The 25,073-nt window shown below is 38.3% G+C and carries 22 protein-coding genes; 9 read left to right on the forward strand and 13 right to left on the reverse strand.

Annotation, left to right across the window (positions count from 1 at the left end):
- Nucleotides 1–9: 9 nt before the first annotated feature.
- Complete coding sequence (gene cysM / locus KIP84_RS15530; protein ID WP_108009570.1) at nt 10–933, reverse strand: cysteine synthase CysM; 924 nt, start codon at nt 931–933, stop codon at nt 10–12.
- Between the two features lie 172 nt (nt 934–1,105).
- On the opposite strand from cysM, the gene KIP84_RS15535 reads away from it, so the two are divergent.
- The 6 genes from KIP84_RS15535 to KIP84_RS15560 all read left to right on the forward strand — a co-directional run bounded on the left by KIP84_RS15535 (nt 1,106) and on the right by KIP84_RS15560 (nt 7,997).
- The gene (locus KIP84_RS15535) at nt 1,106–3,913 is read left to right on the forward strand and encodes an ATP-binding protein (protein WP_213688863.1); all 2,808 of its coding nucleotides are present in this window, start codon (nt 1,106–1,108) and stop codon (nt 3,911–3,913) included.
- A 93-nt stretch (nt 3,914–4,006) separates the two neighbouring features.
- On the forward strand, nt 4,007–4,795 hold the full coding sequence (locus tag KIP84_RS15540) for a crotonase/enoyl-CoA hydratase family protein (protein ID WP_213688864.1): 789 nt from the start codon (nt 4,007–4,009) through the stop codon (nt 4,793–4,795).
- A 12-nt stretch (nt 4,796–4,807) separates the two neighbouring features.
- Nucleotides 4,808–5,677 (forward strand): NAD(P)-dependent oxidoreductase, encoded by an 870-nt coding sequence (locus tag KIP84_RS15545; RefSeq protein ID WP_213688865.1) that lies wholly within the window; start codon nt 4,808–4,810, stop codon nt 5,675–5,677.
- A 13-nt stretch (nt 5,678–5,690) separates the two neighbouring features.
- Nucleotides 5,691–6,485 carry a TIM barrel protein gene (locus tag KIP84_RS15550; protein ID WP_032005284.1) on the forward strand — a complete coding sequence of 265 codons (795 nt, stop codon included), beginning with the start codon at nt 5,691–5,693 and terminating at the stop codon, nt 6,483–6,485.
- A gap of 81 nt (nt 6,486–6,566) precedes the next feature.
- On the forward strand, nt 6,567–6,968 hold the full coding sequence (gene rsfS, locus KIP84_RS15555; RefSeq protein ID WP_001047580.1) for a ribosome silencing factor: 402 nt from the start codon (nt 6,567–6,569) through the stop codon (nt 6,966–6,968).
- A 207-nt stretch (nt 6,969–7,175) separates the two neighbouring features.
- Nucleotides 7,176–7,997: an SDR family NAD(P)-dependent oxidoreductase gene (locus tag KIP84_RS15560; protein WP_213688866.1), complete on the forward strand. Its 822-nt coding sequence runs from the start codon at nt 7,176–7,178 to the stop codon at nt 7,995–7,997.
- Between the two features lie 57 nt (nt 7,998–8,054).
- Here KIP84_RS15560 and KIP84_RS15565 read toward each other — a convergent pair whose 3' ends face one another.
- From KIP84_RS15565 to KIP84_RS15575, 3 genes are read right to left on the reverse strand one after another with little or no spacing between them, the layout of a single operon-like run.
- Nucleotides 8,055–9,509 (reverse strand): NAD(P)(+) transhydrogenase (Re/Si-specific) subunit beta, encoded by a 1,455-nt coding sequence (locus KIP84_RS15565; protein WP_213688867.1) that lies wholly within the window; start codon nt 9,507–9,509, stop codon nt 8,055–8,057.
- Nucleotides 9,510–9,521: 12 nt separating this feature from the next.
- A complete protein-coding gene (locus KIP84_RS15570) occupies nt 9,522–9,836 on the reverse strand; it encodes a proton-translocating transhydrogenase family protein (protein ID WP_213688868.1) in 315 nt (104 codons plus the stop codon).
- 11 nt (nt 9,837–9,847) lie between these two features.
- Nucleotides 9,848–10,975, reverse strand: a complete 1,128-nt coding sequence (locus tag KIP84_RS15575; RefSeq protein ID WP_213688869.1) for a Re/Si-specific NAD(P)(+) transhydrogenase subunit alpha — start codon at nt 10,973–10,975, stop codon at nt 9,848–9,850.
- Nucleotides 10,976–11,213: 238 nt separating this feature from the next.
- Here KIP84_RS15575 and KIP84_RS15580 point away from each other — a divergent pair, with 238 nt between their 5' ends.
- From KIP84_RS15580 to KIP84_RS15590, 3 genes are all read left to right on the forward strand, one after another.
- Nucleotides 11,214–12,140 (forward strand): DMT family transporter, encoded by a 927-nt coding sequence (locus KIP84_RS15580; protein ID WP_213688870.1) that lies wholly within the window; start codon nt 11,214–11,216, stop codon nt 12,138–12,140.
- Nucleotides 12,141–12,210: 70 nt separating this feature from the next.
- Nucleotides 12,211–12,621, forward strand: a complete 411-nt coding sequence (locus KIP84_RS15585; RefSeq protein WP_017399913.1) for a RidA family protein — start codon at nt 12,211–12,213, stop codon at nt 12,619–12,621.
- Between the two features lie 15 nt (nt 12,622–12,636).
- Nucleotides 12,637–13,824 carry an MFS transporter gene (locus KIP84_RS15590; protein ID WP_213688871.1) on the forward strand — a complete coding sequence of 396 codons (1,188 nt, stop codon included), beginning with the start codon at nt 12,637–12,639 and terminating at the stop codon, nt 13,822–13,824.
- An 83-nt stretch (nt 13,825–13,907) separates the two neighbouring features.
- Here KIP84_RS15590 and KIP84_RS15595 read toward each other — a convergent pair whose 3' ends face one another.
- The 9 genes from KIP84_RS15595 to KIP84_RS15635 all read right to left on the reverse strand — a co-directional run bounded on the left by KIP84_RS15595 (nt 13,908) and on the right by KIP84_RS15635 (nt 25,051).
- Nucleotides 13,908–14,486: a TerD family protein gene (locus KIP84_RS15595; protein WP_213688872.1), complete on the reverse strand. Its 579-nt coding sequence runs from the start codon at nt 14,484–14,486 to the stop codon at nt 13,908–13,910.
- 38 nt (nt 14,487–14,524) lie between these two features.
- Nucleotides 14,525–15,238 carry a TIGR00266 family protein gene (locus KIP84_RS15600; RefSeq protein ID WP_213688873.1) on the reverse strand — a complete coding sequence of 238 codons (714 nt, stop codon included), beginning with the start codon at nt 15,236–15,238 and terminating at the stop codon, nt 14,525–14,527.
- Between the two features lie 337 nt (nt 15,239–15,575).
- Entirely contained in the window at nt 15,576–16,151 is a 576-nt protein-coding gene (locus KIP84_RS15605) for a TerD family protein (protein WP_213688874.1), read from the reverse strand.
- A gap of 83 nt (nt 16,152–16,234) precedes the next feature.
- Nucleotides 16,235–17,302: a DUF475 domain-containing protein gene (locus KIP84_RS15610; protein WP_213688875.1), complete on the reverse strand. Its 1,068-nt coding sequence runs from the start codon at nt 17,300–17,302 to the stop codon at nt 16,235–16,237.
- 59 nt (nt 17,303–17,361) lie between these two features.
- Nucleotides 17,362–17,940, reverse strand: a complete 579-nt coding sequence (locus KIP84_RS15615; protein WP_068565083.1) for a TerD family protein — start codon at nt 17,938–17,940, stop codon at nt 17,362–17,364.
- A 96-nt stretch (nt 17,941–18,036) separates the two neighbouring features.
- Nucleotides 18,037–19,221: a TerD family protein gene (locus KIP84_RS15620; RefSeq protein ID WP_213688876.1), complete on the reverse strand. Its 1,185-nt coding sequence runs from the start codon at nt 19,219–19,221 to the stop codon at nt 18,037–18,039.
- Nucleotides 19,222–20,124: 903 nt separating this feature from the next.
- A complete protein-coding gene (locus tag KIP84_RS15625; RefSeq protein WP_032061291.1) occupies nt 20,125–20,580 on the reverse strand; it encodes a copper resistance protein NlpE N-terminal domain-containing protein in 456 nt (151 codons plus the stop codon).
- A 46-nt stretch (nt 20,581–20,626) separates the two neighbouring features.
- Nucleotides 20,627–22,732: a TonB-dependent receptor gene (locus tag KIP84_RS15630; RefSeq protein WP_213688877.1), complete on the reverse strand. Its 2,106-nt coding sequence runs from the start codon at nt 22,730–22,732 to the stop codon at nt 20,627–20,629.
- A gap of 39 nt (nt 22,733–22,771) precedes the next feature.
- Nucleotides 22,772–25,051, reverse strand: coding sequence for a TonB-dependent receptor (locus tag KIP84_RS15635; RefSeq protein WP_114150193.1), 2,280 nt, complete (start codon nt 25,049–25,051; stop codon nt 22,772–22,774).
- Nucleotides 25,052–25,073: the final 22 nt, after the last annotated feature.

The raw sequence follows: 25,073 nt of genomic DNA on the forward strand, positions 1-25,073 counted from the left end.
TTCTCTCAATTATGAGTTATCGTCCTGTACTGAAAACAGACCTGTAGACAAGTAGCGATCGCCACGGTCACAGATAATGCAAACAATAACAGCATCCGGATTTTCTTCTGCAATTTTTACTGAAGCCCACACTGCTCCACCAGAAGATGTACCTGCACTAATTCCTTCCTGACGTGCTAAACGGCGAGCCGTTTTTTCCGCTTCAATTTGCGGAATATCCATAATTTGATCAACACGCTTTGGTTCGAAAATCGTAGGTAAATATTCTTGTGGCCAACGGCGAATGCCAGCAATATTTGAACCTTCAGAAGGCTGTAAACCAATAATTTGAATATCTGGGTTTTGTTCTTTTAAATACTTAGAAACACCCATAATGGTACCGGTTGTACCCATTGAACTCACAAAATGAGTAATCTTCCCACCTGTTTGCTTCCAAATTTCAGGGCCAGTGGTGAGGTAATGAGCTTCGACATTATCTGGATTACCAAATTGATTAAGGACCAGACCTAGACCTTCAGCTTGCATTTGCAAAGCCATATCACGTGCAGCTTCCATATTCGGTGCTTCAATCAATTCTGCGCCATAAGCACGCATTGCATCCTTACGCTCCTGACTTGAATTCCCCGGCATGATTAATTTCATTTTATAGCCACGCATTGCAGCAACCATTGCTAAAGCAATACCCGTGTTTCCACTGGTTGCCTCAATTAAGGTATCTTCTGGCTTAATTTGACCACGTTTTTCTGCCTGCATAATCATGTTATATGCTGGACGGTCTTTTACAGAACCTGCCGGATTATTACCTTCCAATTTTGCTAAAACCGTTGCCTGCGTGTGACACGCCAAGCGCTGCAAACGGACTAGAGGTGTGTTACCTACATAGTGATCTAACAAAAATTCGTCGGCTAAAAAATCAGGTTGTGTATTACTCATGATCAACACCTATATCGAGGTGGGCCTATTGTATGAAAAAATGCTCGGTACTGCACCCATTTCAATATGCTTTTTCATGAAAGCGATTAAAGCTCGGTCATTTATAAAATGCCGTCTGTTTTAAAATAAAGCGTGATAAGATGCCGTACAGAGAGATAAATCTGATGTAGCCATGTCTAATTTCAATAAAACCTTATCGAAACGCTTACGTCTGAATCATGCATATGGGCAATTAATTGCTCTGATTTTTGTGCCCATTATGATTTTAACGTGTGTTGGTGCTTTTCTGGTTTTAACTGAAACCTCACATTCAGTAAAACAACAACAGCTACATCATGCCTCAGCAATTTTAGCTCGCTACAATCAAATCGCGATCGATTTATATAAACTGGTTGAACTACAGCCCGATGAATATGATCACGCCCAACACATCATGCAAAGCATGTTTAGTGAAAAAAACCTAAAACGTGCTGCATTAATTGATAGCAATGGTCAGACCTATTTAAGTATCGGTTATCGCGACAATCGTTATTGGCCAAACTTTACACAAAATAGTGGTTTTTTTGGTCCAATCTCTTATAACCACAACAATATTTATGGACAGCGGATTAGCGACACGCCAGGAAAAGCACCTGTCTGGCTCGTCATTGAAATGGACAATCAGCCACTAGAGCTGGCGCGTTACCGCATTTTAATTGCCCTCGTCATTACCGGCTTAATGACCTTACTATTGCTTTTACTTTGCTTGAATTTTTATTCGCGTCGCTGGATTGCGCCGATGTACGAAATTCGCATGCAGTTGCAACGTTTAAATGCAGACACGTTAGACCAGCATATGGTCATTAACAGTACGGGTGAACTGCGCTTGTTACAGCGTGATATTGCAAACGTTGTTAAACGATTGCATTTTAGCTTTTTAGAGTTAAAAGAACACACCGAACAAACAGAAGAAGACTTACGCAGAACGTTAGATACTTTAGAAGTTCAAAACATCACTTATCGTCAAGCACGTGACCAAGCGATTTCTTCAAACCAAGCCAAATCAGTTTTCCTTGCTAATATTAGTCATGAGCTTCGAACACCTCTCAACAGTATTGATGGCTTTATTCATTTATTACTTCGTCAGCAAAATCTAAATAACGAACAAAACCTTTACCTGCAAACCATTCGCAAATCATCTGCCCATTTATTAGCATTAATTAATGATGTATTAGATTTCTCAAAAATTGATGCGGGTAAATTAGAGCTCGAGACAGCACCATTTGATTTAGAAGAAGCTGTCTTTGATGTCATGGATATGCTGTCTCCACTGGCTGCCCAAAAGCATATCGCAATGGCGTTTTATTATGCAGACAACATTCCACAACAAGTGATTGGTGATGCTTTACGCTTTAAACAAATTCTGACTAATTTGATTTCAAATGCGATTAAGTTCACTCCAGATGGCGAAATTATTGTTCGTGTTCGTATGGAACATGATGATATTGGACAGTGCCTACTTCATTTTAGTGTTCAAGACAGTGGTATTGGTTTAAGCGGCACAGATCGTAAAAAATTATTTGAATCATTCTCGCAAGGTGATGCATCTGTTACACGCCAATTTGGCGGTACAGGTTTAGGTTTAGCTATTTCTAAACAGCTTGTCCATCTGATGCATGGCCAAATTGGCTTTGAGGACAATCAGGAACGTGCTCCAACAGAAAAAGGCTCAACCTTCTGGTTTACAGCACAATTTGTAGTAGATGAAGATTACGAGATTGAACACCCGCACTTTGAACATTTACAAGTGGTGTCTTATCTTGCGCACCCTGCTACAGCGAGTGTTTTACGTTATTACCTTGAAAACTATCATGTTCCTCACATCGAGACACAATCTATTCTGGACTTGTTTAGTCGTTTAAAACATCTTGATCAGAAAGATAATACATGGCTCATTGTTGACCACAGCGGCGATACTGAAGCGTTATTAAAAGAAATTCGTAGTCGTTATCAAGGTAATTTGGCAGTTTATGGCTATCAAATGACGCTTGAGCCAAATATGCTCACTGAATATCGTGCTCGCCCTCTCTATCAACCGCTCAGCCGAAGCGGACTCATTCAATTATTAAATGATCAACCTATTTTTGAAGAGGAACAACAAGATTTCAATGGTCAGGGTTTACACATTCTGGCAGTGGATGACCATTTACCTAACTTAATTGTTTTAGAAGCCCTACTGGGTGAACTTAACGTTAGAACAACTAAAGCAATCAGTGGTCAAGAAGCGCTCAATCTAATTCAAGAGCGAATTGATCAGAAACTCAAACCATTTGATCTAGTATTCATGGATATTCAAATGCCTGTCATGTCAGGTATTGATACAACTCGCGCTATTCGCTCATTAGAGTCGACTTTAGATGGTGAAATGCAGCTTCCAATTATTGCATTAACAGCCCATGCCCTCGCGGATGAAAAACAAAAACTCCTTAAAGTCGGCATGAATGACTATGTCACCAAGCCAATTCAAATGGAACAAATTATCCAGATCTTAACGCAATGGACTAAAAACAACTTTACAGCAAAAGCTCCAGATAAAGACCATCATGTCGTTGCAGAAGCATTAGACCCAGAAATTCTAAACTGGCAACAAAGTTTGCAGCTTGCAGCAAATAAAGAAGACTTAGCGCAAGATCTACTTAAAATGTTAGTTGATAGTTTTCCAACTGAGCTTGATGAAATGCAGCAGCTCATTGAGCTTGAAGACTTCCCTCAACTTGAGCATATTTTACATCGCCTCTATGGTGCTACTCGCTATGTAGGGACTCCAAAACTACAACAAGTGACAGGTGACTTTGAGCAATTTATTTCAACACTACGCAAAGAACGCCGCATAGCGGATGAAAGCTTTATTGAAGAAGTTATGAGACGCTTCGACGAGTTAGGACTTGTTGTAAAAGAAGTAGAAAGTGCTGCTCATCAAATCTTAGTAATCCCTGACTAAGATATCTACCAAATGGCATGACTGAGCTGTCATGTTTCCAAATTACAGCCATGTTATGCTCCGCTTATCGATAAAAAAATAAGCGGGAATTTCATGGCACTTTTACGTATTGAAAAGAATAATGGCATTGCGACAGTTTATCTAAACCGTCCGGATAAACGTAATGCCATGAGTTTCGCTCTCCTCAAAGAACTTGTTTCAACGGCTAAAGCCATACAAAAAGACCGAGAGATCCGCTGTGTAATTTTGACTGGCGAAGCACAAGTATTTAGTGCCGGAATTGATTTATCTGACCTCAACAATCCTAAAAATTCTGCCTTTGCCATTTGGGAGCTTGTGAAGCCTGGACAAAGCTTGTTCCAAAAAGCATTCCTGATTTGGCAAAATTTACCTGTACCTGTAATTGCAGCTCTTGAAGGATATTGTTTTGGCGCCGGAATGCAACTTGCCTTAGCAGCTGATATTCGCATTTCTCATCCAGACACTAAAATGTCGATTATGGAAAGCCGTTGGGGCTTAGTTCCAGATATGGGACTTACTCGCTCCTTGAAGGGACTAATTGGCGTTGATCTTGCAAAAGAACTTACCTTAACAGCCCGTGTTTTTGATGGAGATTATGCAAAAGAAATTGGTCTTGTCACTCATTTAAGTGACTCTCCGCTAGAAAAAGCCAATGAAATTGCCACTGAAATGTTACAACGCTCACCTGATGCTCTCACTGCGGCAAAACGTGTACTTGATGCGATGGAGCACCAACCAGAAAAATCATTGCGTCTAGAAAAAATCTGGCAACTTAAATTATTACTTGGTAAAAATAGCAAACTTGCTCGTAAAAAAGACAAACATCCGGAAGTTAATTTTTTACCACGCCAATATAAATAAAGAGCTTAGATTATGAATTTTGATCGCAACACCCCTATTGCTTTTTTAGGTATAGGGCTTATGGGGAGCCGCATGGCAACCCGCCTTATTCAAGCTGGCTTTCAAGTTGCGGTTTGGAATCGAACCTTTTCTGCATGTGAAGAACTGATTGATATCGGCGCACAGCCTTTAGATCTTATAAATATTGGCGAATATCCTGTTATTTTGACCTGTCTAGCAGATGACAAAGCTGTACAAACTGTATTTGAACAAATTCAGCCTAATTTAAAAGCTAAACAGGTAATTGTTGATTTCTCGAGCTTATCTGTTGCTGCAACAAAAACGCTTGCTCAAACTGCTGCCACACATGACGTTATTTGGATTGATTCACCTGTATCAGGTGGAACCGCTGGTGCTGAACAAGGCACGCTTGTTATTTTTGCAGGTGGTGATGCTCAAACCATTACAGAATTAACGCATGTTTATAATGTTTTATCTCAACGTGTAACACGGATGGGAGATACAGGAACTGGCCAAGCCACCAAAATCTGCAATCAACTCATTGTTGCAGCCAACAGTGCGCTTATTGCAGAAGCTGTTGCTCTTGCAGATCGAGCAGGTGTAGATACGACTTTGCTCGCTCCAGCTTTAGCGGGTGGATTTGCAGATTCAAAACCTTTTCAAATTCTCACCCCACGTATGGCAACTCATACCTTTGAACCTGTTCAGTGGAAAGTTCAAACATTATCAAAGGATCTTAACAACGCAGTAACATTGGCTAACAATGTTAATTTAGATATCCCAGTTGCACAAAAAGCTCTATTACAGCTACAAACTCACCAAAAAAATGGCTTTGCCGAGAAAGATTTAGCTACTATGATTCAATTAATAGAGCAAAAATAAACGGAGTTTGAGTATGGGTCGTCTTGCAGTCAATTTATCCATGATTTTTACAGAAGTTCCTTTAATTGAACGCTTTGCTCTGGCCCATGCTCAGGGCTTTGAATATGTCGAAATTCAATTTCCTTATGAATTGTCTATTACAGATATTCAAACTCAACTCGAACACTACAACCTCAGCCTTTGTTTAATTAATGTGCCTGCAGGTGATCTTATGCAAGGCGGAAACGGTTTAGCAGGCATTCCCGGCCAAGAAACAGCTTTCCATGAGGCATTAGAATTGGCTATTAGCTATGCCACGGCTTTAAACGTTCCTCGTGTTAATATTTTGGCGGGTAAGCAACCACTAGATGCTGACTTACTTCCTTGTTTAAAAACACTAGCAGCCAATTTAAAACTTGCCTGCAACTTACTCAGTGAACATGATATAGAACCCGTTTTTGAAATGATTAATGGCACGGATATGCCTCGCTTTTTGGTACAGAACATTGCGCAGGGCCAAGAAATGCTAGAAGCAGTCAATCACCCTGCTCTCAAAATGCAATATGACTGCTATCACATGGCCATGATGGGGGAAGATGTACTTGAGGGTTTGCAAGAGAATATTAACTTAATTGGACATATTCAATTTGCAGATTGTCCGGGCCGCCATGAGCCTGATACAGCTCAAATTCCTTATGAACAAATTTTTTCTTGGTTAAAGCAAAGTTCATATCAGAACTATATTGCAGCGGAATATAAACCTGAAAATGGTTCAAATCAGTCGTTTACATGGAAGAAAAAATACTTTTCTGATGATGTAAATATATAAACTGTTACGACTTCTGTTTGAAATTTAGCGCAAAAACCACTATATTAGATAGTGAGTAATTGTCAGGAAAATATACCCTATATGAATTTAGAACCATCGCCCAGCGTGTCTAATTCTCACGATTTCGCAATGAACACCTCAAATAAAGACGTACAAGCTTGTCTCAAAGTCGTCCACGACGCTTTAGTTGATGTAAAAGCAAAAGATATTCTCCAGTTAGATGTTAGCTCAATTAGCAATGTCGCTGATGCTATTGTAATTGCAAGTGGTACTTCTACTCGCCATGTCAAAGCACTTGCTGACAATGTTGCAGAAGAAGCTCGAAAAGCCGGTTTCCGCCCGATTGGCGTTGAAGGTGAACGAGATGCAGAATGGATCTTAATTGATCTCGGCTTTGTTGTAGTACACGTAATGCTACCAACAGCTCGTAAATTCTATGATTTAGAAAGCTTATGGCGTACCGCTCCAGAGTCGGTTGCTTAAAATTTTGCTTTTAAAAAAAGCGGCTCTTTTGAGCCGCTTTTTTTATTTATCTAACATCAATTTTAATTACATTCAAATACGCAGCCCTATCCCCAAAGCACCAATCATCACTTACAACTAATTTTGACATGACAAATTGTCAATTTTGCAGCACTATACAAATTCTTGAAGTCCCCACCAATAAATAGCATAACCGGAGTACAGAAAGTGAAGATATTAATTACTGGTGCCAATACAGGCATAGGTTTCGCCACAGCAGAACAACTCGTTAAACAAGGGCAACATGTGATCCTGGCATGTCGAAATCCTCAAAAAGCGCAAGAGGCACAAAACAAACTACGCTCACTTAACCAAGGACAAGTCGATGTCGTTTCTCTCGACTTAAATAGTCTTGAATTAACTAGAAAAGCTGCCGATGAAATTGCAGATAAATATAGCAATCTTGACGTACTCATTAATAACGCAGGTTTATTTGCCAAAACCAAACAGTTGACCAGTGAAGGCTTTGAGCAACAATTTGGGGTTAATTATTTAGGCCATTTTTTATTAACTCAAAAACTACTCCCAGTTTTACAACAATCTCCTAAAGCGCGCATTATCCATCTTGCATCTATTGCCCACTGGGTGGGCTCAATTAAACCCAACAAGTTTCGTGCAGAAGGTTTTTACAATCCCCTGTTCTATTATGGGCAATCGAAGCTTGCAAATTTATTATTTAGTAATGCATTAGCAAAACAGCTAGCTGGAAGTTCAATTACCAATAATGCATTACATCCCGGCGGTGTTGCTTCTGATATTTATCGCGACTTACCCAAACCTGTCTATGCGGCGATGAAATTAGGCTTAGTCCCAACCTCAGTTCCAGCAAAACTCATTACAGAAATGGCAACTTCTGAAGCATGGCAGAACCGTAATGGTGAATATGTGAGTGCACATATGCCAGACTGGAAATCATCACACGCTAAAAATCAGCAACTGGCACGTGACTTATATCAACAATCTATGGATCTTGTAGAAAAATTTCTTTAAAAAAATCAGCCCAAATAAAAAAACCACCCGAAGGTGGTTTTTTTATTTCAAAGCAAATTAGTGGCCTGTACCGTTAATTGCTTTTGTCATATCTTCAACAACTTTCTTAGCATCACCAAAGATCATCATTGTTTTTTCGTTATAGAACAAATCGTTGTCTAGACCAGCATAACCAGTTGCCATAGAACGCTTAATCACCATGATTGTACGCGCTTTATGAGCTTCAAGAATCGGCATACCATAAATCGGTGAGCTTGGGTCATCTTTTGCAGCTGGGTTTACAACGTCGTTTGCACCAATTACAAGTACTACATCTGTTGCAGGGAAGTCTGAGTTGATCTCATCCATTTCCAAAATGTCTTCATATGCTACGTCTGCTTCAGCAAGTAGTACGTTCATATGACCAGGCATACGACCTGCAACTGGATGAATTGCAAAACGAACGCGAACACCTTGCTCTTTCAAAAGCTCACACAACTCTTTTACAGCATTTTGTGCACGACCTTGCGCCATACCATAACCAGGTACAATCACAACACTGTCCGCATTTGACATTAAGAAGCCAGCATCATCAGCAGAACCTGAACGGTAGTTACGTTGAACTTGCTCACCTTTATCTGTAGATGCAACTGCTGCACCACCCATTGCTCCACCAAACAATACATTGATGATCGAACGGTTCATTGCTTTACACATGATGTACGACAGAATCGCACCAGATGAACCTACAAGCGAACCCGCAACGATCAACATGTTGTTTTCAAGAGTAAAACCAATACCTGCCGCTGCCCAACCAGAGAATGAGTTAAGAAGCGATACCACTACAGGCATATCACCACCACCCACCGGTGCAATCCAAACCCAACCAAATGCAAGTGCAAGTGCTGTCATTGCCCAGAATGCAGTCATGTTGCCAGTTGTGAAGAAGTAGAAACCACAAGCCAACATCGCAATAAAGATAAGTGCTTGAACAGGTTTAACCCATGCACCAGAAATTGTTTTAGCCCATTTTTTCGCAGCCAATTTACCGTACGCAAACACAGATGCAGTAAAGGTAATCGCACCAACGAAACAACCAACAAACAATTCAAATAAATGAACCTTACTCATGTGTGCATGCTGCACGCCAGCTGCTGTTAAAGCCGCCTCATTTTGAGCAAATAGTTCAGTAAGTTGGTTATTATGTAAAATTGCAGCAATCGCAATTAAAACAGCAGCCAAACCCACTAATGAGTGCATAAGCGCAACAGTTTCCGGCATTTGAGTCATTGGCACTGTACGTGCACGTGCGATACCCACGATTGCACCTAACACCATTGCCCCAACGATCATCCAAATAACTGGGTTATTCGCAACAAATAAGGTTGTTACAACTGCAATCGCCATTGCGATCATACCGTAACGGTTACCTTGAATTGCTGTTTTAGGACCAGATAAGCCACGAAGCGTCAAGATAAAGAGGATTGCGCCAACAAGGTACAACCAGTTTGCATTTGCTTGAATAAATTCCATGTCAAAGCCCTCTTATTTCTTTTGCTTAGGCTTGAACATTTCCAGCATGCGTGCAGTTACTGCAAAGCCACCGAAAATATTAATGCTTGCCAAAAATACTGCAATCGCACCGAGTACGCTCACCACATTCACACTTTGAAATGCAACGTTAGCATCTACACCTAAAACTGGCAGACCTATAGTTTGCAACATCGCACCTACCACAATAATAGATGACAACGCATTAGTTACTGCCATAAGTGGTGTATGCAAAGCTGGCGTAACACCCCAAACCACGTAATAACCTACGAAGATGGCAAGGACGAAAATTGTAATAGTTTCAACCATGAGAAATCTCCTTAACCACGCTTAAGCAGTACTTGACCGCCATGAGTGACCAATAGGGCTTTTTGGATTTCGTCTTCCTGATTAATCGCAAAGTTTTTCTCTTTGTCGAATAGGGTCTCTACGAAATTAAAAACGTTACGCGCATACAATGCAGAAGCTTCTGTTGCTACAGTTGCCGGAATATTTGGAACACCCAAAATTTTCACGCCATTTTCTGTAAACACAGTCTCACCAACTTTAGAGCCTTCAACGTTACCACCAGTTTCAACAGCCATATCTAAAATGACAGAGCCCGGTTTCATCTTGGCAACAGTTTCAGCTTTAATTAAACGTGGTGCATCACGACCTGGTAACAATGCAGTAGTAATCACGATGTCAGCATTAGAAACAGCTTTATCTACAATCGCAGCTTGGTCTTTGATGTATTGCTCACCTGGCATCCATCCATAACCATTTTTAGCGGCATCTGCTGCACGTTGTTGCTCTTCTTCAGACATTGGGACGTCTAACCACTTACCACCTAAAGACTCAACTTGATCTTTAGCTGTAGGACGTAAGTCTGTCGCTTCAACAATTGCACCTAAACGTTTTGCAGTTGCAATCGCCTGTAGACCAGCAACCCCAACCCCCATGATCACAACACGCGCAGGCTTTACAGTACCCGCAGCAGTCATAAGCATTGGGAACATGCGTTGATATTCAGCAGCAGCAAGTAAAACTGACTTATAACCAGCTAAGTTTGCTTGAGAAGACAACACATCCATGTTTTGTGCACGAGAAAGCGTACGAGGAAGCAGTTCTAAAGCAAAAGCAGACACTTGTTGATTCGCAAACTGATCTAGCTCGGTATTACGATAAGGATCAAACATTGCTACAACAGCGGTATTTGCTGCAAGTTTCTGAATTTCCCCGCCCTGTGGTGCGCGAACTTTCAAAATAATTTGACTACCCGTATAGGCATCATCCGTAATGGTTGCACCGACCTGTTCATAAGCACTGTCAATGTACGCAGCCTTTGCACCAGCACCACGTTCAATCACAACGCTATGACCAGCGCTAATCAACTTCTTTACTGTCTCTGGCGTAGCAGCTACACGATTTTCACCGACGACAGTTTCGGTTGGGATTCCGATCTGCATGAGCGTTCCTCAAGCTAATTTCTCATTGTCAAAAACATTGCAAGCTGCAATGTTTCCCCCATGTGTATTCTTGGTACAGAATTTGGATTCTAATTGAACTTTTTTAAAATACCACCCACTATTTATTTAATAAATACCCATATTTTGAACTGATGATTCACGATTTTTGTTTAGAGGTGTAATATGGGAAGGTTTTTCTTTTTTTGCAGACAATAGTCTCTCTTATACAGTCCTGTATATGAAAATTTCTTTATCTTCGTTTCAAATCGGGTCTTTTTTTGCTCTTTGCTCTGCGTTTCTATTCAGTACCAAAGCAATCTTTATTAAACAGACTTATGCCCTTTCTCCATTAGTAGACGGTACGGTCCTGATGGCTTTACGCATGTTAAGCGCTTTACCGTTCTTTCTAGTAATTTGCTGGTTTAACAGGCATCATAATCAGGGCATAAAAAAGAAGGATTGGCTAATTTTAATTTTTGCCGGTCTATTAGGCTACTACTTTGCAAGTTGGCTCGATTTCATGGGCCTTATGTTTATTAGTGCCTCTTTAGAACGAATTATTCTATTTTTATATCCCACGCTTACAGTCATCGTATCAAGCTTACTCTACAAACAAAAATTAGATGTAAAAAGTTTCTTTGCCATTTTTCTTAGTTATGGTGGAACCGTGCTGGTTATGCTTCAGGAGCACAACAATGCACCAATTCAGGGCAACTTCTGGTTAGGAACAAGTTTCGTATTTGCAAGTGCCGTGGCTTTCGCCGGCTATTTGTTGCTGACGCCACCTCTCATTAAGAAATTTGGCTCTTGGAATTTCACAGGGTTAGCCTTAACTGTGGCTTGTATCGGCACATTAACTCATTACGCATTAAGTACACCTCATCCAATTCAACTTCTATTACAACTTCCCTCTAGTGTAATTTGGTATGGCATTGGCTTAGGCTTTTTAGTCACCGTGTTACCCACCGTTATGCTCATGCAAAGTATTGAACGATTAGGTGCCTCTCAATCTGCAATGATTGCTTCAATTGGACCAGTTTTAACGATTTTACTTGCTGTTGCTTTTTTAAATGAACATCTCAATATGTGGCAATGGGTCGGCTGCCTTCTTAATATTGTCGGCGTCATGATGATTACACTTAGAAAGAAAAGACTAAAACATTAAATTCTCTTGACCTCAACTTAAGTTGAGGTTGGATACTCATCTAAATTTTAATAAACGGTTGAGTTCCAACATGAGTCAAGAAACTTTTAAAATCATAAATCCATCAACTTTATATAATCCAACGCCAAACGCTTATAGTCATGTTGCTGTAGTGGAAAGCTTTAAGAATATTATTCATGTAGCAGGTCAAGGAGGCGAAAATTCCCAAGGTGAATTAAGCCCAAGTTTTGAAGAACAAGCGAACCAAGTTTTTGATAATATTCAACATGCTTTAAAAGCAGCCAATGCAGAGCTTAGCAATATTGCTGTATTGAGAGTTTTAGTTGTTGACCACTCGGTCGAAAAACATCAAATTTTGATTAAAATTATGCAAAATTTATGGAAAAATCATCCTTTTCCTGCCTGTACACTTATTCCTGTGCCGCGCCTTGCACTAGAACACATGCTTATTGAAGTTGAAGCAACGGCATACACCCAATAAAACTGAGAGAACGTCATGTCTACCCCTGAAGATATCAGTCAAAATAAACCTTTGCTTTGGTTGATGGCAGCAGCATGCGGATTATGTGCAGGTGTGAATTATTATTGTCAGCCGCTGATTCACTCCATTCAGCAAGAGTTTGCTGTAACTCAAGCACAAGCCGCTTTAACAGTGACATTTGCTCAGGTGTCTTATGCCCTCGGTTTACTCTTTATTGTCCCATTGGGTGATATTGTCAATAAAGCCAAAGCTATTCCATTTTTGATGGTGCTTTGCGCAGTTGGTCTATTTACATCTGCTTTTGCTGTGAACTTACCCATGTTGTGGATTGGTACAATTTTAGCGGGATTATTTTCTGTTGCTGCCCAAGTCCTGATCCCACTTGCCACAATGACCGTAAAACCCGAAAAAACTGGGGAGATTATTGGTTTTTTAATGAGTGGCTTATTGGTGGGAATTTTACTCTCTACCAGTTTAGCTGGGTTATTTTCCAACCTTTTTCACTGGAAAGTAGTGTATGTCGTAAGCGGCGTATTAATGCTTCTGTTGGCATTTACCTTAAAAAGTCGCTTGCCTTATGTCTTGCGTATGAAAATGAACTATGGACAAATATTTGTTTCCATGGCTCAACTCTTAAAAGAGGAAAAGCGACTATTATTAAGAGCGCTTACAGGTGCTTTCGCCTTTGCCGCAGTAAGTATTTTGTATTCCACCATCGCCTTACTTTTGACTTCGGCACATCATTTGCCCGATCTATTTATCGGACTGGTCCCACTAGTCGGTATCTTTGGGGCATTATCAACACGCTATATTGGTAAATATGCCGACCAAGGCTACACACGATTACTTACATGGATGGGTTGTGGACTGTTTTTGGTGAGCTGGCTTTGTTTCTATTTCGGACAAACCCTCCTTTCTAGTTATGTTATTGGCTTTGCTTTAATTCAATTAGCACTCGCGCTCGTTCATACCAGCAACCAGAGCATTATTTTCCGTTTACGTCCAGATGCTAAATCTCGTATTAATGCCATCTATATGACGACTTATTTTATTGGAGGAGCTGGTGGCTCTGCCTTAGGGATTTTTGCTTGGAATCATGGCGGGTGGACTATGACATGTATGGCAGGTGTGGGACTCGTAGTTTTTTGCATTTTATTTAGTGTGATTGATACGATCTTACAAAAAAAGAAAATGGTTTCCTAATAAGGTAACTTTTTAGAAATCATCTTTCTATAATCCACCATTGCTTTAAACAATGGTGGAAGTATTACCTAAAAAACTAAAAATTAAATATGAGGTAAAACATAAGGAGCAATATCTTTGAAAGTACGGCCATGTGCATTTTCACCAATTGCATGCATTTTCCATGCATCATTATGGCGATAAATTTTTGCAATAATTAGACCAGTATGCGCCCCTTGTGAAGAAAGTTTATAACTTGCAATTTCCTGATTACTTGATTGATCAACCAAGCGACAGAATGCATTTTCAACTTTCTCAAAAGTTTGACCTCGGAAACTATTAACAGTAAATACCAAAGATTTTACGTGTAAGGGGATTTGATTAAGGTTGACTCGAATTACTTCATCATCACCACGCCCCGCTCCAGTTAGATTGTCCCCAGAATGTCGAATGCTGCCATCTTTACTTTGTAGTTGCTCAAAGTACACGACATCGAGCATTTTTTTATTTTCATCAAACAAAATTACAGAAGCATCAAGGTCGATATTACTACCACCGCCAAAACCTAAAAATCCTTTACTTTTTGCAATATCCCACCCCACCCCTAAGAAAACTTGTTGAAGACTACTACCATCTGCTTTTTGCAAACTGATTTTTTGGCCTTTTTCTAAATTAATTGCCATGTTATGGATCTCTCTTAAGACTATAAAATAATTACTTTTTAATTAAACTGATGACGATTTAACTTTGACATCAACCATTGCAAAAAATTATCTCGGTTCCTCGAACAAATGATGACTTTTCCAGTGCCTGAAAAACGCAATACCATGCCTTCTCCACTGGTTACACTATTCACCAAATTGCCAAGAAAACCATTATTTTGGGAAGTTGAAACAGATAGTTGATAATTTAAACGCGAATCCCAACAGACTACATGGCCATTATCAATAACAACCTCTTTATTCGGTCCGACTTCTATCTCAAACAAAGTTCCACAACCAGAAACTACAACCTGTCCCTGCCCACTGGTTTCCATGACAAGAAAACCGCCAGTACTCCCAAAAAAAGCTCCACCAAGACTGCTATTTAATCTTGCTTTGACATGAACTGAATCATGTGCAGCAACAAATGCACCATCACTTAATATGTATTGGGTTGCCCCAACATCGAGAATTTGCATATCACCATCTAGTGACGCAGATAATAAACAGTCGCCATCTCCGCGCACAGCTTCAATATGCTGTTGGAATAAAGACTCATCATTCGCAAAACGACGTAATAAAGATTGCATTAAGCCTCCCTGTAGCCGTCCCTTCAATTCCAGAGCATCTTCCATCATGACCATTGCATTGCTTTCACAATAGATCCGATCCCCACGCCGCATTGCAACATGTAAGAATGGTTCTGGTGACCCCACTAAACTAAAATGTGCCATTTTATTGATCCTTTTTTAATTTCTAACAACTTTAAAATGACTAGGCTTATTAAGATTCTAAAGTGAATGACTGTTTGGCACGGTATTTCAAATTGATTATAAAATGTCATACATCAATTGAACGATACTGTGGATCAACCACAGAAGTAATGTTATCTAACTCAAAATTCGCTAGATATTGAACATACATATAAAAAAGAAGACACCCTGAAAACATCATTTAATTTTATTTTTATTCACAAACTAGACTTAACATATAAAGAAATAACCTATTTCTATCATTTATAAATATAGAAAAAAGAAAGATAGTGTCTAAGCACTATCTTTCAATTATTCATTAAACAGCAACACCATACGAAGCAGCTAATGGTCCTAAACCACCAGCAAAACCTTGACCAATTGCATGGAATTTCCATTCACTACCATGCTTATACAGCTCACCAAAGATCATAGCCGTTTCAGTGCTACTGTCTTCAGATAAGTCATAACGTGCAATTTCGCTACCACCAGCATTGTTACTTACACGGATGTAAGCATTAGCAACTTGACCAAAGTTTTGGTTTCGAGTTTGACCATCATAAATTGTGACAGCAAAAATCACTTTTGAAACATCAGCAGGAACCATGCTCAAGTCCACACTTAAAGTTTCGTCATCCCCATGACCTTCACCTGTGCGGTTATCGCCATTGTGAACTACAGAGCCATCAGATGATTTTAAATTATTAAAGAAAATAAAGTCATTATCAGCACGAACCTTACCATTTTCATTGACTAAAAATGCAATTGCATCAAGGTCAAAAGCTACGCCATCAGTCACACGAGGATTCCAGCCTAAACCCACAGTTGTTTTGGTAATACCAGGTGCTTCTTTTGTTAAACTAACGTTACCACCTTTGGTTAAGCTAATTGCCATTTGAGTTACTCCTTTTAAATTTCAACTCATTGTTTATATGATTAAATTGATAATCACCCTATAGATGATCTATCTAAAAGTTCTTATGAAGTTTGTGTTTGATTTTTAGTGTAAGCGATTGAAGATAGTACCGCCCATGCAATGAAGGCAATACCAATTAAACCTGTTACAACTTCAGGAACATGGCCACCAGTTCCTGTGTACAACATAATTGCCGCTAAGGCTCCGATGGCATAATGCGCGCCATGTTCTAAATAGATAAAGGCTTCCAAGGTGCCTTTTTCAACTAAATAAATAGTCATTGAACGGACAAACATGGCCCCAATTGCTAAACCCAGCATAATAACGACAACATCATTTGTGATCGCAAATGCACCAATAACACCGTCAAAACTAAATGAAGCATCTAACACTTCAAGATAAAGAAAGCCACCGATACCAGCTTTAACAAGATTACTTGACTTGTTTTCTATTTGTTTATCATCTGATTCATCACTACTGCTTTCCAATAAATGACCAATGACTTGAACACCAATGTAGACCACGATGCCCCAAATACCAGCGACAATTACAACTAGTTTTTCCTCTGCTGGAACAAATGCAGACATGATAAGTAGAGCAATTAATGACACAAATACCGACATTGCAGGGATATTAGCTAAATTAGATAAATGCACTTCTAACCAATGGAACCAATGTGTATCTTTGCCATCATCAAACAAGAAATTTAAAAATACCAATAGCAAGAACATACCGCCAAAAGCTGAAATTTCGGCATGATGAGCTAACAATTTCTCTGAATACGCTTTGGGATCATTTAATGCTAACTTAGCAACTTCAATCATTCCCATGTCAGCAGTTACGCCAACAATCAGTAAGGGGAAAACTAAGCGCATACCAAATACAGCAACCAAAATCCCTACTGTAAGAAAAATCTTTTTCCAAAATTCATCCCAGTTCCGTAATATTGATGCATTAACGACAGCATTATCAAAAGATAAAGAAACTTCCATTACTGCCAATACACCTGTAATCAATACGGCTTTAAGCATCATTGAAAAACCAGCATTCGGACCATGCGTAAGCCCCCACCATGCTGACAACCCCAAACAGATCACTGTAAAAAAAATTGAGAACCGAAAATGTTTCATTTCTTTCCTTTTATAAAGAACTAAAAAGCATTCATCATTTATTTATTAAAATGATAATCTTAGCCAGTTTGAATACCATATTGTTGACACATTGCAGCTAACCCACCTGAGTACCCTTGACCTACGGCTCTAAACTTCCACTCACCGTTATGACGATAGACTTCTCCAAATACCATTGCGGTTTCAGTTGAATAATCTTCTGCCAAATCAAAACGTACTACTTCGACTTGTGTGTCTTGGTTTACTATTCGAATAAATGCATTGGCAATTTGACCAAAATTTTGACTTCTTGCCTGAGCATCATGAATGGTTACGGTAATTGCGATTTTTTCAACTTCAGGAGCAACTTTTGAAAGATTAACTAGTAAAGTTTCATCATCTCCATCCCCCAGACCAGAGCGGTTATCACCTGTATGTTCTACTGAATCATCTTGTGATTTAAGTTGATTATAAAAAATAAAATCATGATCGCCGCGGACCTTACCACTAACCGTTAATAAGAATGCACTCGCATCTAAATCAAACGCAGCGCCATCGGTTACACGCTCATCCCATCCTAATCCAATCAGGATTCGAACCAAATTAGGATCTGTTTTACTTAAAGATAAGTTTCCACCTTTATTTAAACTAATAGCCATTTTGTATTTTCTCCCCGTCTAAACCAAAAACTCATATCATTAATTATTTGTATATAAAAAGTTTTTCTTGATTAAGCTGTAATCTAAATATGAAGGTTATTTACTGCCCACAACCCAACGCAAACCAAAACTGAATGCTTGGTCCAATTCTCGATGACCTGCAACGTAACTCACATGGCGTTGGACTTGAATATCACCACTTTGATTTATCAATTCCAGAATACCGCACATACCTAAAGGCTGCCCTTCAGTTAAACGAATTTCAATTGGAGGTTGATTAGGAACATAAATCGTCGCAACTGCATCAGTTTCAGCCCAATTTGGTACACCATCGTAAATAAAAGCAAATAACACCACTCGACGAATTTGTTGCCAATACTCTCCATTAATTTGGAGCCATTCGCCTTCTTTTAATGCACCAGTACGATCATCTGCGGAGAGCTGGATAAATGGGTATTGATCAAAATCACCAAATCGATCGCCTAATGCCTGAATAACTGATTTAGTACCATCTTGCATTTCAAATAGACAACCTAAATCCAGATCAACTCCATGATTCTGATTAAGAAATTTTTTAAAGAAACTACTGGATTGAGCCTGTTGAGAACTCAGATTCCAATTCAGGTTAATTTTAATTTCCCCAAAACCATACGCCTGTTTTTGTAAATTAATTTTATTATTACTTTTATCCAAAGTAATTTTACTTAAATTAATTTTCGGCTGAGGGACTGATGTTGGTGGTGCCGATATCGTAGGGTGATCACTAATTTCAACCCCAAAATATTCAGATAGAGGTTTTAAACCACCATTGAATCCTTGATTCACAAAACGAAACTTCCATTGATCTTTATAACGATAAACTTCGGTCAGAATCAGCGCTTTTTCTGTTTTTTCAGTGCTTTTTATAGTTGCTGTAGCTGTGAGTTGATCATTTTCCCATAATTCAACTTGAACATCCTGAATTACATTAAATGTGCCTTCGCCATCAACCGTAGCGCACACAGCGATCTTATTGATATCACAATCTAACATTTGGGTATTAATATTAAATTGAGCGAAATAGGACATATTATTTTTCGTCTCATTCAATTTAACACTACAGTTTGATGTCTGCTTTTGACCATAAAAAATCATATCTGCATCACCACGAACCTTACCTTGAGAATTTAATAAATAGGCTGTTACATCCAAACCTATATCAGATGGTAATACTGTTTTAAATCTGAGATAAAATTGCGAGCAGCTCAAAGCCAGATTTGCACCCGTCATGAGTTGTTGCATTAATATTTCCCCTTAAATTTTATATTTTGTAGCTGATTTAGCTCAATTTTATTAATTTCTTGAGTCTAATAAAAAATCGAAATTTAGACTGAATGAATTACCACTTTAGCGAATAAACTATGTGATAATTCGATCACAATCATAAATTTATTAAATCTAAATTATAAAAATAGACATAAAGGTCTTTATATTACACAAATACTGTAATTTATGCTGCGCACATTGATCAAATTTTGCATTTTTAGTTTAATAATTAATTTGTTAGGGCAATAGTAATTAGTTTACAGACTTCTTTTATACCTTATTAATATATGAGCAAGCATTTGAATGTCAGAAATTTACTATGAAATATATAAATTTGCGCTAAAAATTATAGTTACTTATATAGCTGATTAAGTGTCTTGTTCTTTTAATTAAATCAAATTTATTACAAATCAATTTACCCAATTGGATAGTTATTGGCCTTATTTTAAACTAACAACTAAATGTAATTAATACGATCTTACAAAAAAAGAAAATGGTGTCCCAATAAGGTAAATTGTTATAAATCATCTTTCTATATCCAACCCAAGGACGGTTATAAATTACTCGGTTAAATGCCCCTGTCGATTCAAGCATAAACCTCGTATAATGCTGCCCTTTCATTAATTTAGCGACTTTTGGGCTATTGGTTATGCAATCACTTCAATCGTTACAACCTCGTATTTCTGTCGCACCCATGATGGATAGGATCAACTAAACTTAAATAATATTTTTTATCAAACACTTAAAAAGAATATTAAAAATTATGGTGTAAATTTAGTGTAAAAATTTAATTGCTGAAAATAATTAAAAAATCCAGTACCTTTTGAAGATATACCCAGCTCAAAAGTTAGGCACTATTTTTATAGTGCCTAATAGTTTTTAGGTCAGTTTAGCGAGTTGAAAATCTTCAAAAGATTGGTAAGGTAGCTCTGTCTTAGTCTCTAAAACCTCAACATAATCATTACCTAAAATCAGCTGATTTCGCTCTTTCACATTCTGTAGTTGAATCTTTATTTTTCCATTATCTAAGAAGCTAAAACTTCCAACATACAACTCATGCTTGTTGTGATCACTATTACTGGTTCGTTCTAATCGAAAGGTTTGATCTGCATGGATATTTAAATCTACATTCATCCCATTACACTCATCACAAAATGTAACGCAACTAGCGCAAGGGAGTGTTCCTTTATAATGACCAACCCATTTTTGAAGTTGGGCATCTAAAGGTTTTTTTACTTCTGAACTGGCTTTCTCATCATTTGTAGCTGGATTATGTTGTTCACAACCCATCATTAAGCTAGCAAAAATAAAAGAGCTCAATAATCTTTTCTTCATCACGGTTCAACTTAATCTGTTTAATTTCACTATTTCACTCAAAAAATCAGAAAGACCAATCAAAGCGCAAAGTTGCTTTTAATGGTTCACCAGGCTGTACCCAAAAATTAGTATAGCTCGCAACGTAATAATCCTTATTGAAAAGATTATCTATATTGAGTTGGGCTCGTAGATCAGGGCGGATCTGTAAATAGCCACCAATATTCACTACTGTAAATTCAGGTAAAGTTGTTCCATTATCAATATAGTTCGCACTACGCTGTCCATAATAGTTAATATTTCCGACTAGCCCTGCTTCATGACCAAAGATATTCACTTGATAATCTGCACTGATATTCGCGGTATGTTTAGGAATATTTTTTAAACGTGAACCTGTTTTATCCACTTCACTTTCAACGACTGAAGCATCGGTATAAGTATAATTGGCATTTACTCGGAGACGGTCGCTAAATTGATGTTGTAACTCAACCTCAAGCCCCTGACTTTGTACATGACCATTGTCAACATAACTATCAGTAATACCTTCCGTAAGCAAATGACGCTTATCCAAATCAAAATAGGTTAAACCTAACCAGCTCTTTGGTAAAAACTGATATTTAGTGCCTAGTTCCCAACTGGTCGTTTTTTCCGGTTCATAAAGCTCATTATTTTTGTTTAACCCCGTATTAAGTTCAAAACCTTTACCCCAGTTACTGTAAAATGAAAGGCGGTCGGTTGGTTTAAAATTAATACCGGCTCTTGGTGTAAACGGTGTAAATGTTTGTTGTGAAGAAATTAACGTTTGATGGTTATCAATCTGCTGTTCTAAGCGGTTAAAACGCCCTCCCAATAAGATATTCCATTGATCATTTAAAAATACTTGATCCTGAATATTAACACCGATCATGTCTTGTGTTTCTTTGGTATTTTTAGTCACTCGTGTCAAAGCTAAAATATTTTGGCCATAGACTGGATTATAAATATCAATCGGACTATTCGTACCTGCTGCATTTCTTCGCTGAATTTGGTCAATCGTATAATGCCCAGCTTCTATATTAGTTACTAACTCATGTTTGAGAGAACCAGTATCAAACTTACCTCGTAAAATTGACTGAAAATTTATTGTGTCAGTTTCAAATTGACGAGCTCGACGGAAGCGATTTGCTGTTCTTCCATCTGCAGCAATTGAACCAATTTCGGTAGATGTACCTTCACGCTCCCCATGGCTATAAGTAAGAGCTGTAGTATTATTCCAATTATCGCCAAACTCATGATTCAAACGTAACTGATACATCTGATCCTTAATTTTAATATCGCCATCACTTGGTTCACCCAAGAATGTCTTCTTATTTACAGCAACTTTGCCATCAACCATTGGAATACCTCGATCAAAGACACCTTGATATTCGGCAAACTCCGTATCAAGATTTAATTGTGTTTGATCTGATATTTTCCAAGCTAATTGTGGTGCAAGATAATAATGCTGATTATCTACTTGATCTCTAAAACTTTTATTATCCTCATAAGAAGCACCTAAACGGTAGGCTAAATCATCATTAATAGCATCAGTTGTATCAACCGAGAGTCGATATTCCTCTAAAGTACTACCACTAAGACTTAAAGTGCTCTTGCGCTGCCATTCAGGTTGTTTGGTGGTGATATTCATAATTCCACCAATTGCTCCCTGACCATACATCGCAGCCATTGGACCTTTTAAGAAATCAACTGCTTGGATATTTACCATATCTCGTGGGCTATGAATCCCACTCACAGAACTTAAACCATTACGCATATAGATCGTTCCCATATTAGGATCGGTACTAAATCCACGAAATGAGTAATTATCCCAGAAACCTCCACCATAACTATCTTGATAGACGACACCATTTACAAAAGCCAAAGCATCATTAACCCTTTGAATATTATAGTTTTGAATATCTTTTTCTGAGACATGGGATTTTGTAAAAGGTACATCCAATAGATCATGATTAAACTGAGTAATCGCCTGTGAGGAAGTATGCCTCTCATCTTGTTTCTCAGCAGTAACCGTAATCGTTGGTAACTGCTCTGTGCTTTGATCTACACTCAATTGCTTTTCAGCTGCAACAGCATGTGTTGAACACTGAATGATAAAAATACTCCACGCTAGTGGATGAAATAAAAATTTAGACATATACGACTCTGAATTCATGAATAGACTGTTTGTTAGCTTTTAAAATTTAAATGTCACGCCAAGCTCAACACTTCTTGGTGCCCCGATATAAATTTGCTTAGATGAATAACCAGAGTATTCGCCATAAAACTTATCGGTTAAATTTCTTCCCCAGAGCGTAAAAGTCATATTTTTTAGATCATACGCAAGTGATGCATCATATGTCGTATAGCCTTTTACGAAATATGTATTAGCAGTATCGGTATAGAAACCACTTGCATGTTTTGCAAAGCCACTCACAGTAATTGGTAATGTTTTAAACTGATAACTCAAAGAAGCATTTGCAACTTTTTCAGGTACATTCACAGGTTGATTTCCTGAACGATTAGCACCACCAGCTTCTATTAATTCTTTGTATTCTGCATCAACCCAAGATAAACCCACATTTGCTTTTAACTGTGAAGTAATTGCAGCAGAAGCTGTAAACTCAGCACCTTTAGAAACTTGCTGTCCACCTTGAACAGTTAAATTAATATTATTCGGGTCACGCGTTAGAATATCGTTTAATTCAATCCAGTATATAGATCCGATCATATCTAACTTGCCATCTAATATACTCGACTTAAATCCAAGCTCAGCTGACTTTCCTTTTGATAAATCAAAATTTCCATTCGCCGTAGAAATAACAAGCAATGATGAAACTGGTGTAACAGCTGTACTATATTGTCCATAAATTTGGGTATTTGGATTTAAATTATAAACTGTACCTAGACGCCAAGAAAAAGGATGAAACGAAGGATTAAATTGCTGCTCGCTGTCCGTGAGTACATTATTAACTGTACGTTCAACATCTAAACGTTCGTATCTTGCGCCCCCAACAATTAGCCAATCTGGTGTAATGTTAAAAGCATCCTCTGCAAAAACGGCCCAGTTTTTAATTTTAGTTGCAAATTTATTGTAACTGGTCCACCCCTCCCAACTATCTGAAGGCATCACTCCGACATTAGGATTGTATGGATCAACAGCTGCTAAGCTACCACTTGGTCGTGGGCTACTAAAATCAGTATAGCTATACTCACTTCCCACGCTGAAACGATTACGATATTTCCCAGCAATTAACTCATCATTCTTCAAGCTAACACGATCGCTCCATACATCATGATCATGACTCCAGCGCTGTACAGTCCTCTTAAATAGACCAGTTTGAGTATCAAAATTTTGTTCAGGCGATAAATAATATTTACGGTCTGCATGATAGTAAGTTGCAATATTATTTAATGCCCATGTAGGCGATAAACGATAGTCTGTTGCCCATGACAATGTCGTGGTATCAGCGCTCAACTCTCCACCGTCTGGATTATAATTTTTATGTCGTGTTGCCTTATCAATCACTAAACCATCAGGATTATCCAAAATATAACTTGGATTTTTTGCAGTTGATGCAGAAACTAAAGGAGATCCATTATAGCTAGACGTTTCTTTATCATGATCAAAATTTGCCGAAAAAATCATAGATAAATTATCATCTGGTTTATACAGCAAGCTTCCCGATGCACCAAACTTTACCGTTTTTTGGTTATCTATATCGAATAAACTATCTGACTTTAAATAGCTTATACCCGAACGTACAGCCAGCTCATCGTTTAAAGGAAGATTACCGCCAATAGCTGCTCTAACCGTATTAAAGCTTCCATAGTTCAGCATACCCTCTAATGTTGACTGTTCTAAATTAGGCTTTTTAGTCACAAGATTGACAGCACCGCCTAAGGCCCCTTCTCCAAATAAAACAGATGATGGGCCTTTTAGTACTTCTATTTTTTCATATTTCCAGACATCTAAATCACGAGTAACAAAAGTAGAAGCACCAATCCGAACACCATCCTGTAAAACAGTATTCGTATTTCCAGAAAAGCCACGCATTGTTAGAACTGCCGGATTACCTGGTACATTTCCAACGGTTGCACCTGTCACATTCCCAAATGCTTCTTTAACTGTTCTTAACCCTTTCTCTTGCATTTCTTTTTGAGTGATTATTTGAACTGTTGCTGGCGTTTCTTGAGAGGTTAATCCTAATCGACTTCCTGTTGTATTCACTTGTTTTAAATGAAGAGATTGAGTATCTAGATCTTTTTGTGCTTCGATAACTAATGTTGGTAATTGCACTGTTTGTTGTAAATCATCTGAGGCAAAAGTAGTGGTTCCAAATAATCCCGAAACCAACAAAGTAAAACCTAGTCGATAAAACAAAGCAGAATTAATCAAAATTGATTTTGATACGTCATGAGGTGAAACAATAAAACAGTTCCCATTTAAGAATGGGTTTAACTTGAATTGAGACATTTCAATTCCTTTTAAGCATAAA

This window comes from Acinetobacter sp. BHS4, from assembly GCF_018454425.1.
Classification (GTDB): Bacteria; Pseudomonadota; Gammaproteobacteria; order Pseudomonadales; family Moraxellaceae; genus Acinetobacter; species Acinetobacter pittii.

Excerpts from the sequence above, each read along its gene's own strand:
- cysM (WP_108009570.1), bottom strand. The coding sequence starts at position 933 with ATGAGTAATACACAACCTGATTTTTTAGCCGACGAATTTTTGTTAGAT.
- KIP84_RS15535 (WP_213688863.1), top strand. The coding sequence starts at position 1,106 with ATGTCTAATTTCAATAAAACCTTATCGAAACGCTTACGTCTGAATCAT.
- KIP84_RS15540 (WP_213688864.1), top strand. The coding sequence starts at position 4,007 with ATGGCACTTTTACGTATTGAAAAGAATAATGGCATTGCGACAGTTTAT.
- KIP84_RS15545 (WP_213688865.1), top strand. The coding sequence starts at position 4,808 with ATGAATTTTGATCGCAACACCCCTATTGCTTTTTTAGGTATAGGGCTT.
- KIP84_RS15550 (WP_032005284.1), top strand. The coding sequence starts at position 5,691 with ATGGGTCGTCTTGCAGTCAATTTATCCATGATTTTTACAGAAGTTCCT.
- rsfS (WP_001047580.1), top strand. The coding sequence starts at position 6,567 with ATGAATTTAGAACCATCGCCCAGCGTGTCTAATTCTCACGATTTCGCA.
- KIP84_RS15565 (WP_213688867.1), bottom strand. The coding sequence starts at position 9,509 with ATGGAATTTATTCAAGCAAATGCAAACTGGTTGTACCTTGTTGGCGCA.
- KIP84_RS15570 (WP_213688868.1), bottom strand. The coding sequence starts at position 9,836 with ATGGTTGAAACTATTACAATTTTCGTCCTTGCCATCTTCGTAGGTTAT.
- KIP84_RS15575 (WP_213688869.1), bottom strand. The coding sequence starts at position 10,975 with ATGCAGATCGGAATCCCAACCGAAACTGTCGTCGGTGAAAATCGTGTA.
- KIP84_RS15580 (WP_213688870.1), top strand. The coding sequence starts at position 11,214 with ATGAAAATTTCTTTATCTTCGTTTCAAATCGGGTCTTTTTTTGCTCTT.
- KIP84_RS15585 (WP_017399913.1), top strand. The coding sequence starts at position 12,211 with ATGAGTCAAGAAACTTTTAAAATCATAAATCCATCAACTTTATATAAT.
- KIP84_RS15590 (WP_213688871.1), top strand. The coding sequence starts at position 12,637 with ATGTCTACCCCTGAAGATATCAGTCAAAATAAACCTTTGCTTTGGTTG.
- KIP84_RS15595 (WP_213688872.1), bottom strand. The coding sequence starts at position 14,486 with ATGGCAATTAATTTAGAAAAAGGCCAAAAAATCAGTTTGCAAAAAGCA.
- KIP84_RS15600 (WP_213688873.1), bottom strand. The coding sequence starts at position 15,238 with ATGGCACATTTTAGTTTAGTGGGGTCACCAGAACCATTCTTACATGTT.
- KIP84_RS15605 (WP_213688874.1), bottom strand. The coding sequence starts at position 16,151 with ATGGCAATTAGCTTAACCAAAGGTGGTAACGTTAGTTTAACAAAAGAA.
- KIP84_RS15610 (WP_213688875.1), bottom strand. The coding sequence starts at position 17,302 with ATGAAACATTTTCGGTTCTCAATTTTTTTTACAGTGATCTGTTTGGGG.
- KIP84_RS15615 (WP_068565083.1), bottom strand. The coding sequence starts at position 17,940 with ATGGCTATTAGTTTAAATAAAGGTGGAAACTTATCTTTAAGTAAAACA.
- KIP84_RS15620 (WP_213688876.1), bottom strand. The coding sequence starts at position 19,221 with ATGCAACAACTCATGACGGGTGCAAATCTGGCTTTGAGCTGCTCGCAA.
- KIP84_RS15625 (WP_032061291.1), bottom strand. The coding sequence starts at position 20,580 with ATGAAGAAAAGATTATTGAGCTCTTTTATTTTTGCTAGCTTAATGATG.
- KIP84_RS15630 (WP_213688877.1), bottom strand. The coding sequence starts at position 22,732 with ATGTCTAAATTTTTATTTCATCCACTAGCGTGGAGTATTTTTATCATT.
- KIP84_RS15635 (WP_114150193.1), bottom strand. The coding sequence starts at position 25,051 with ATGTCTCAATTCAAGTTAAACCCATTCTTAAATGGGAACTGTTTTATT.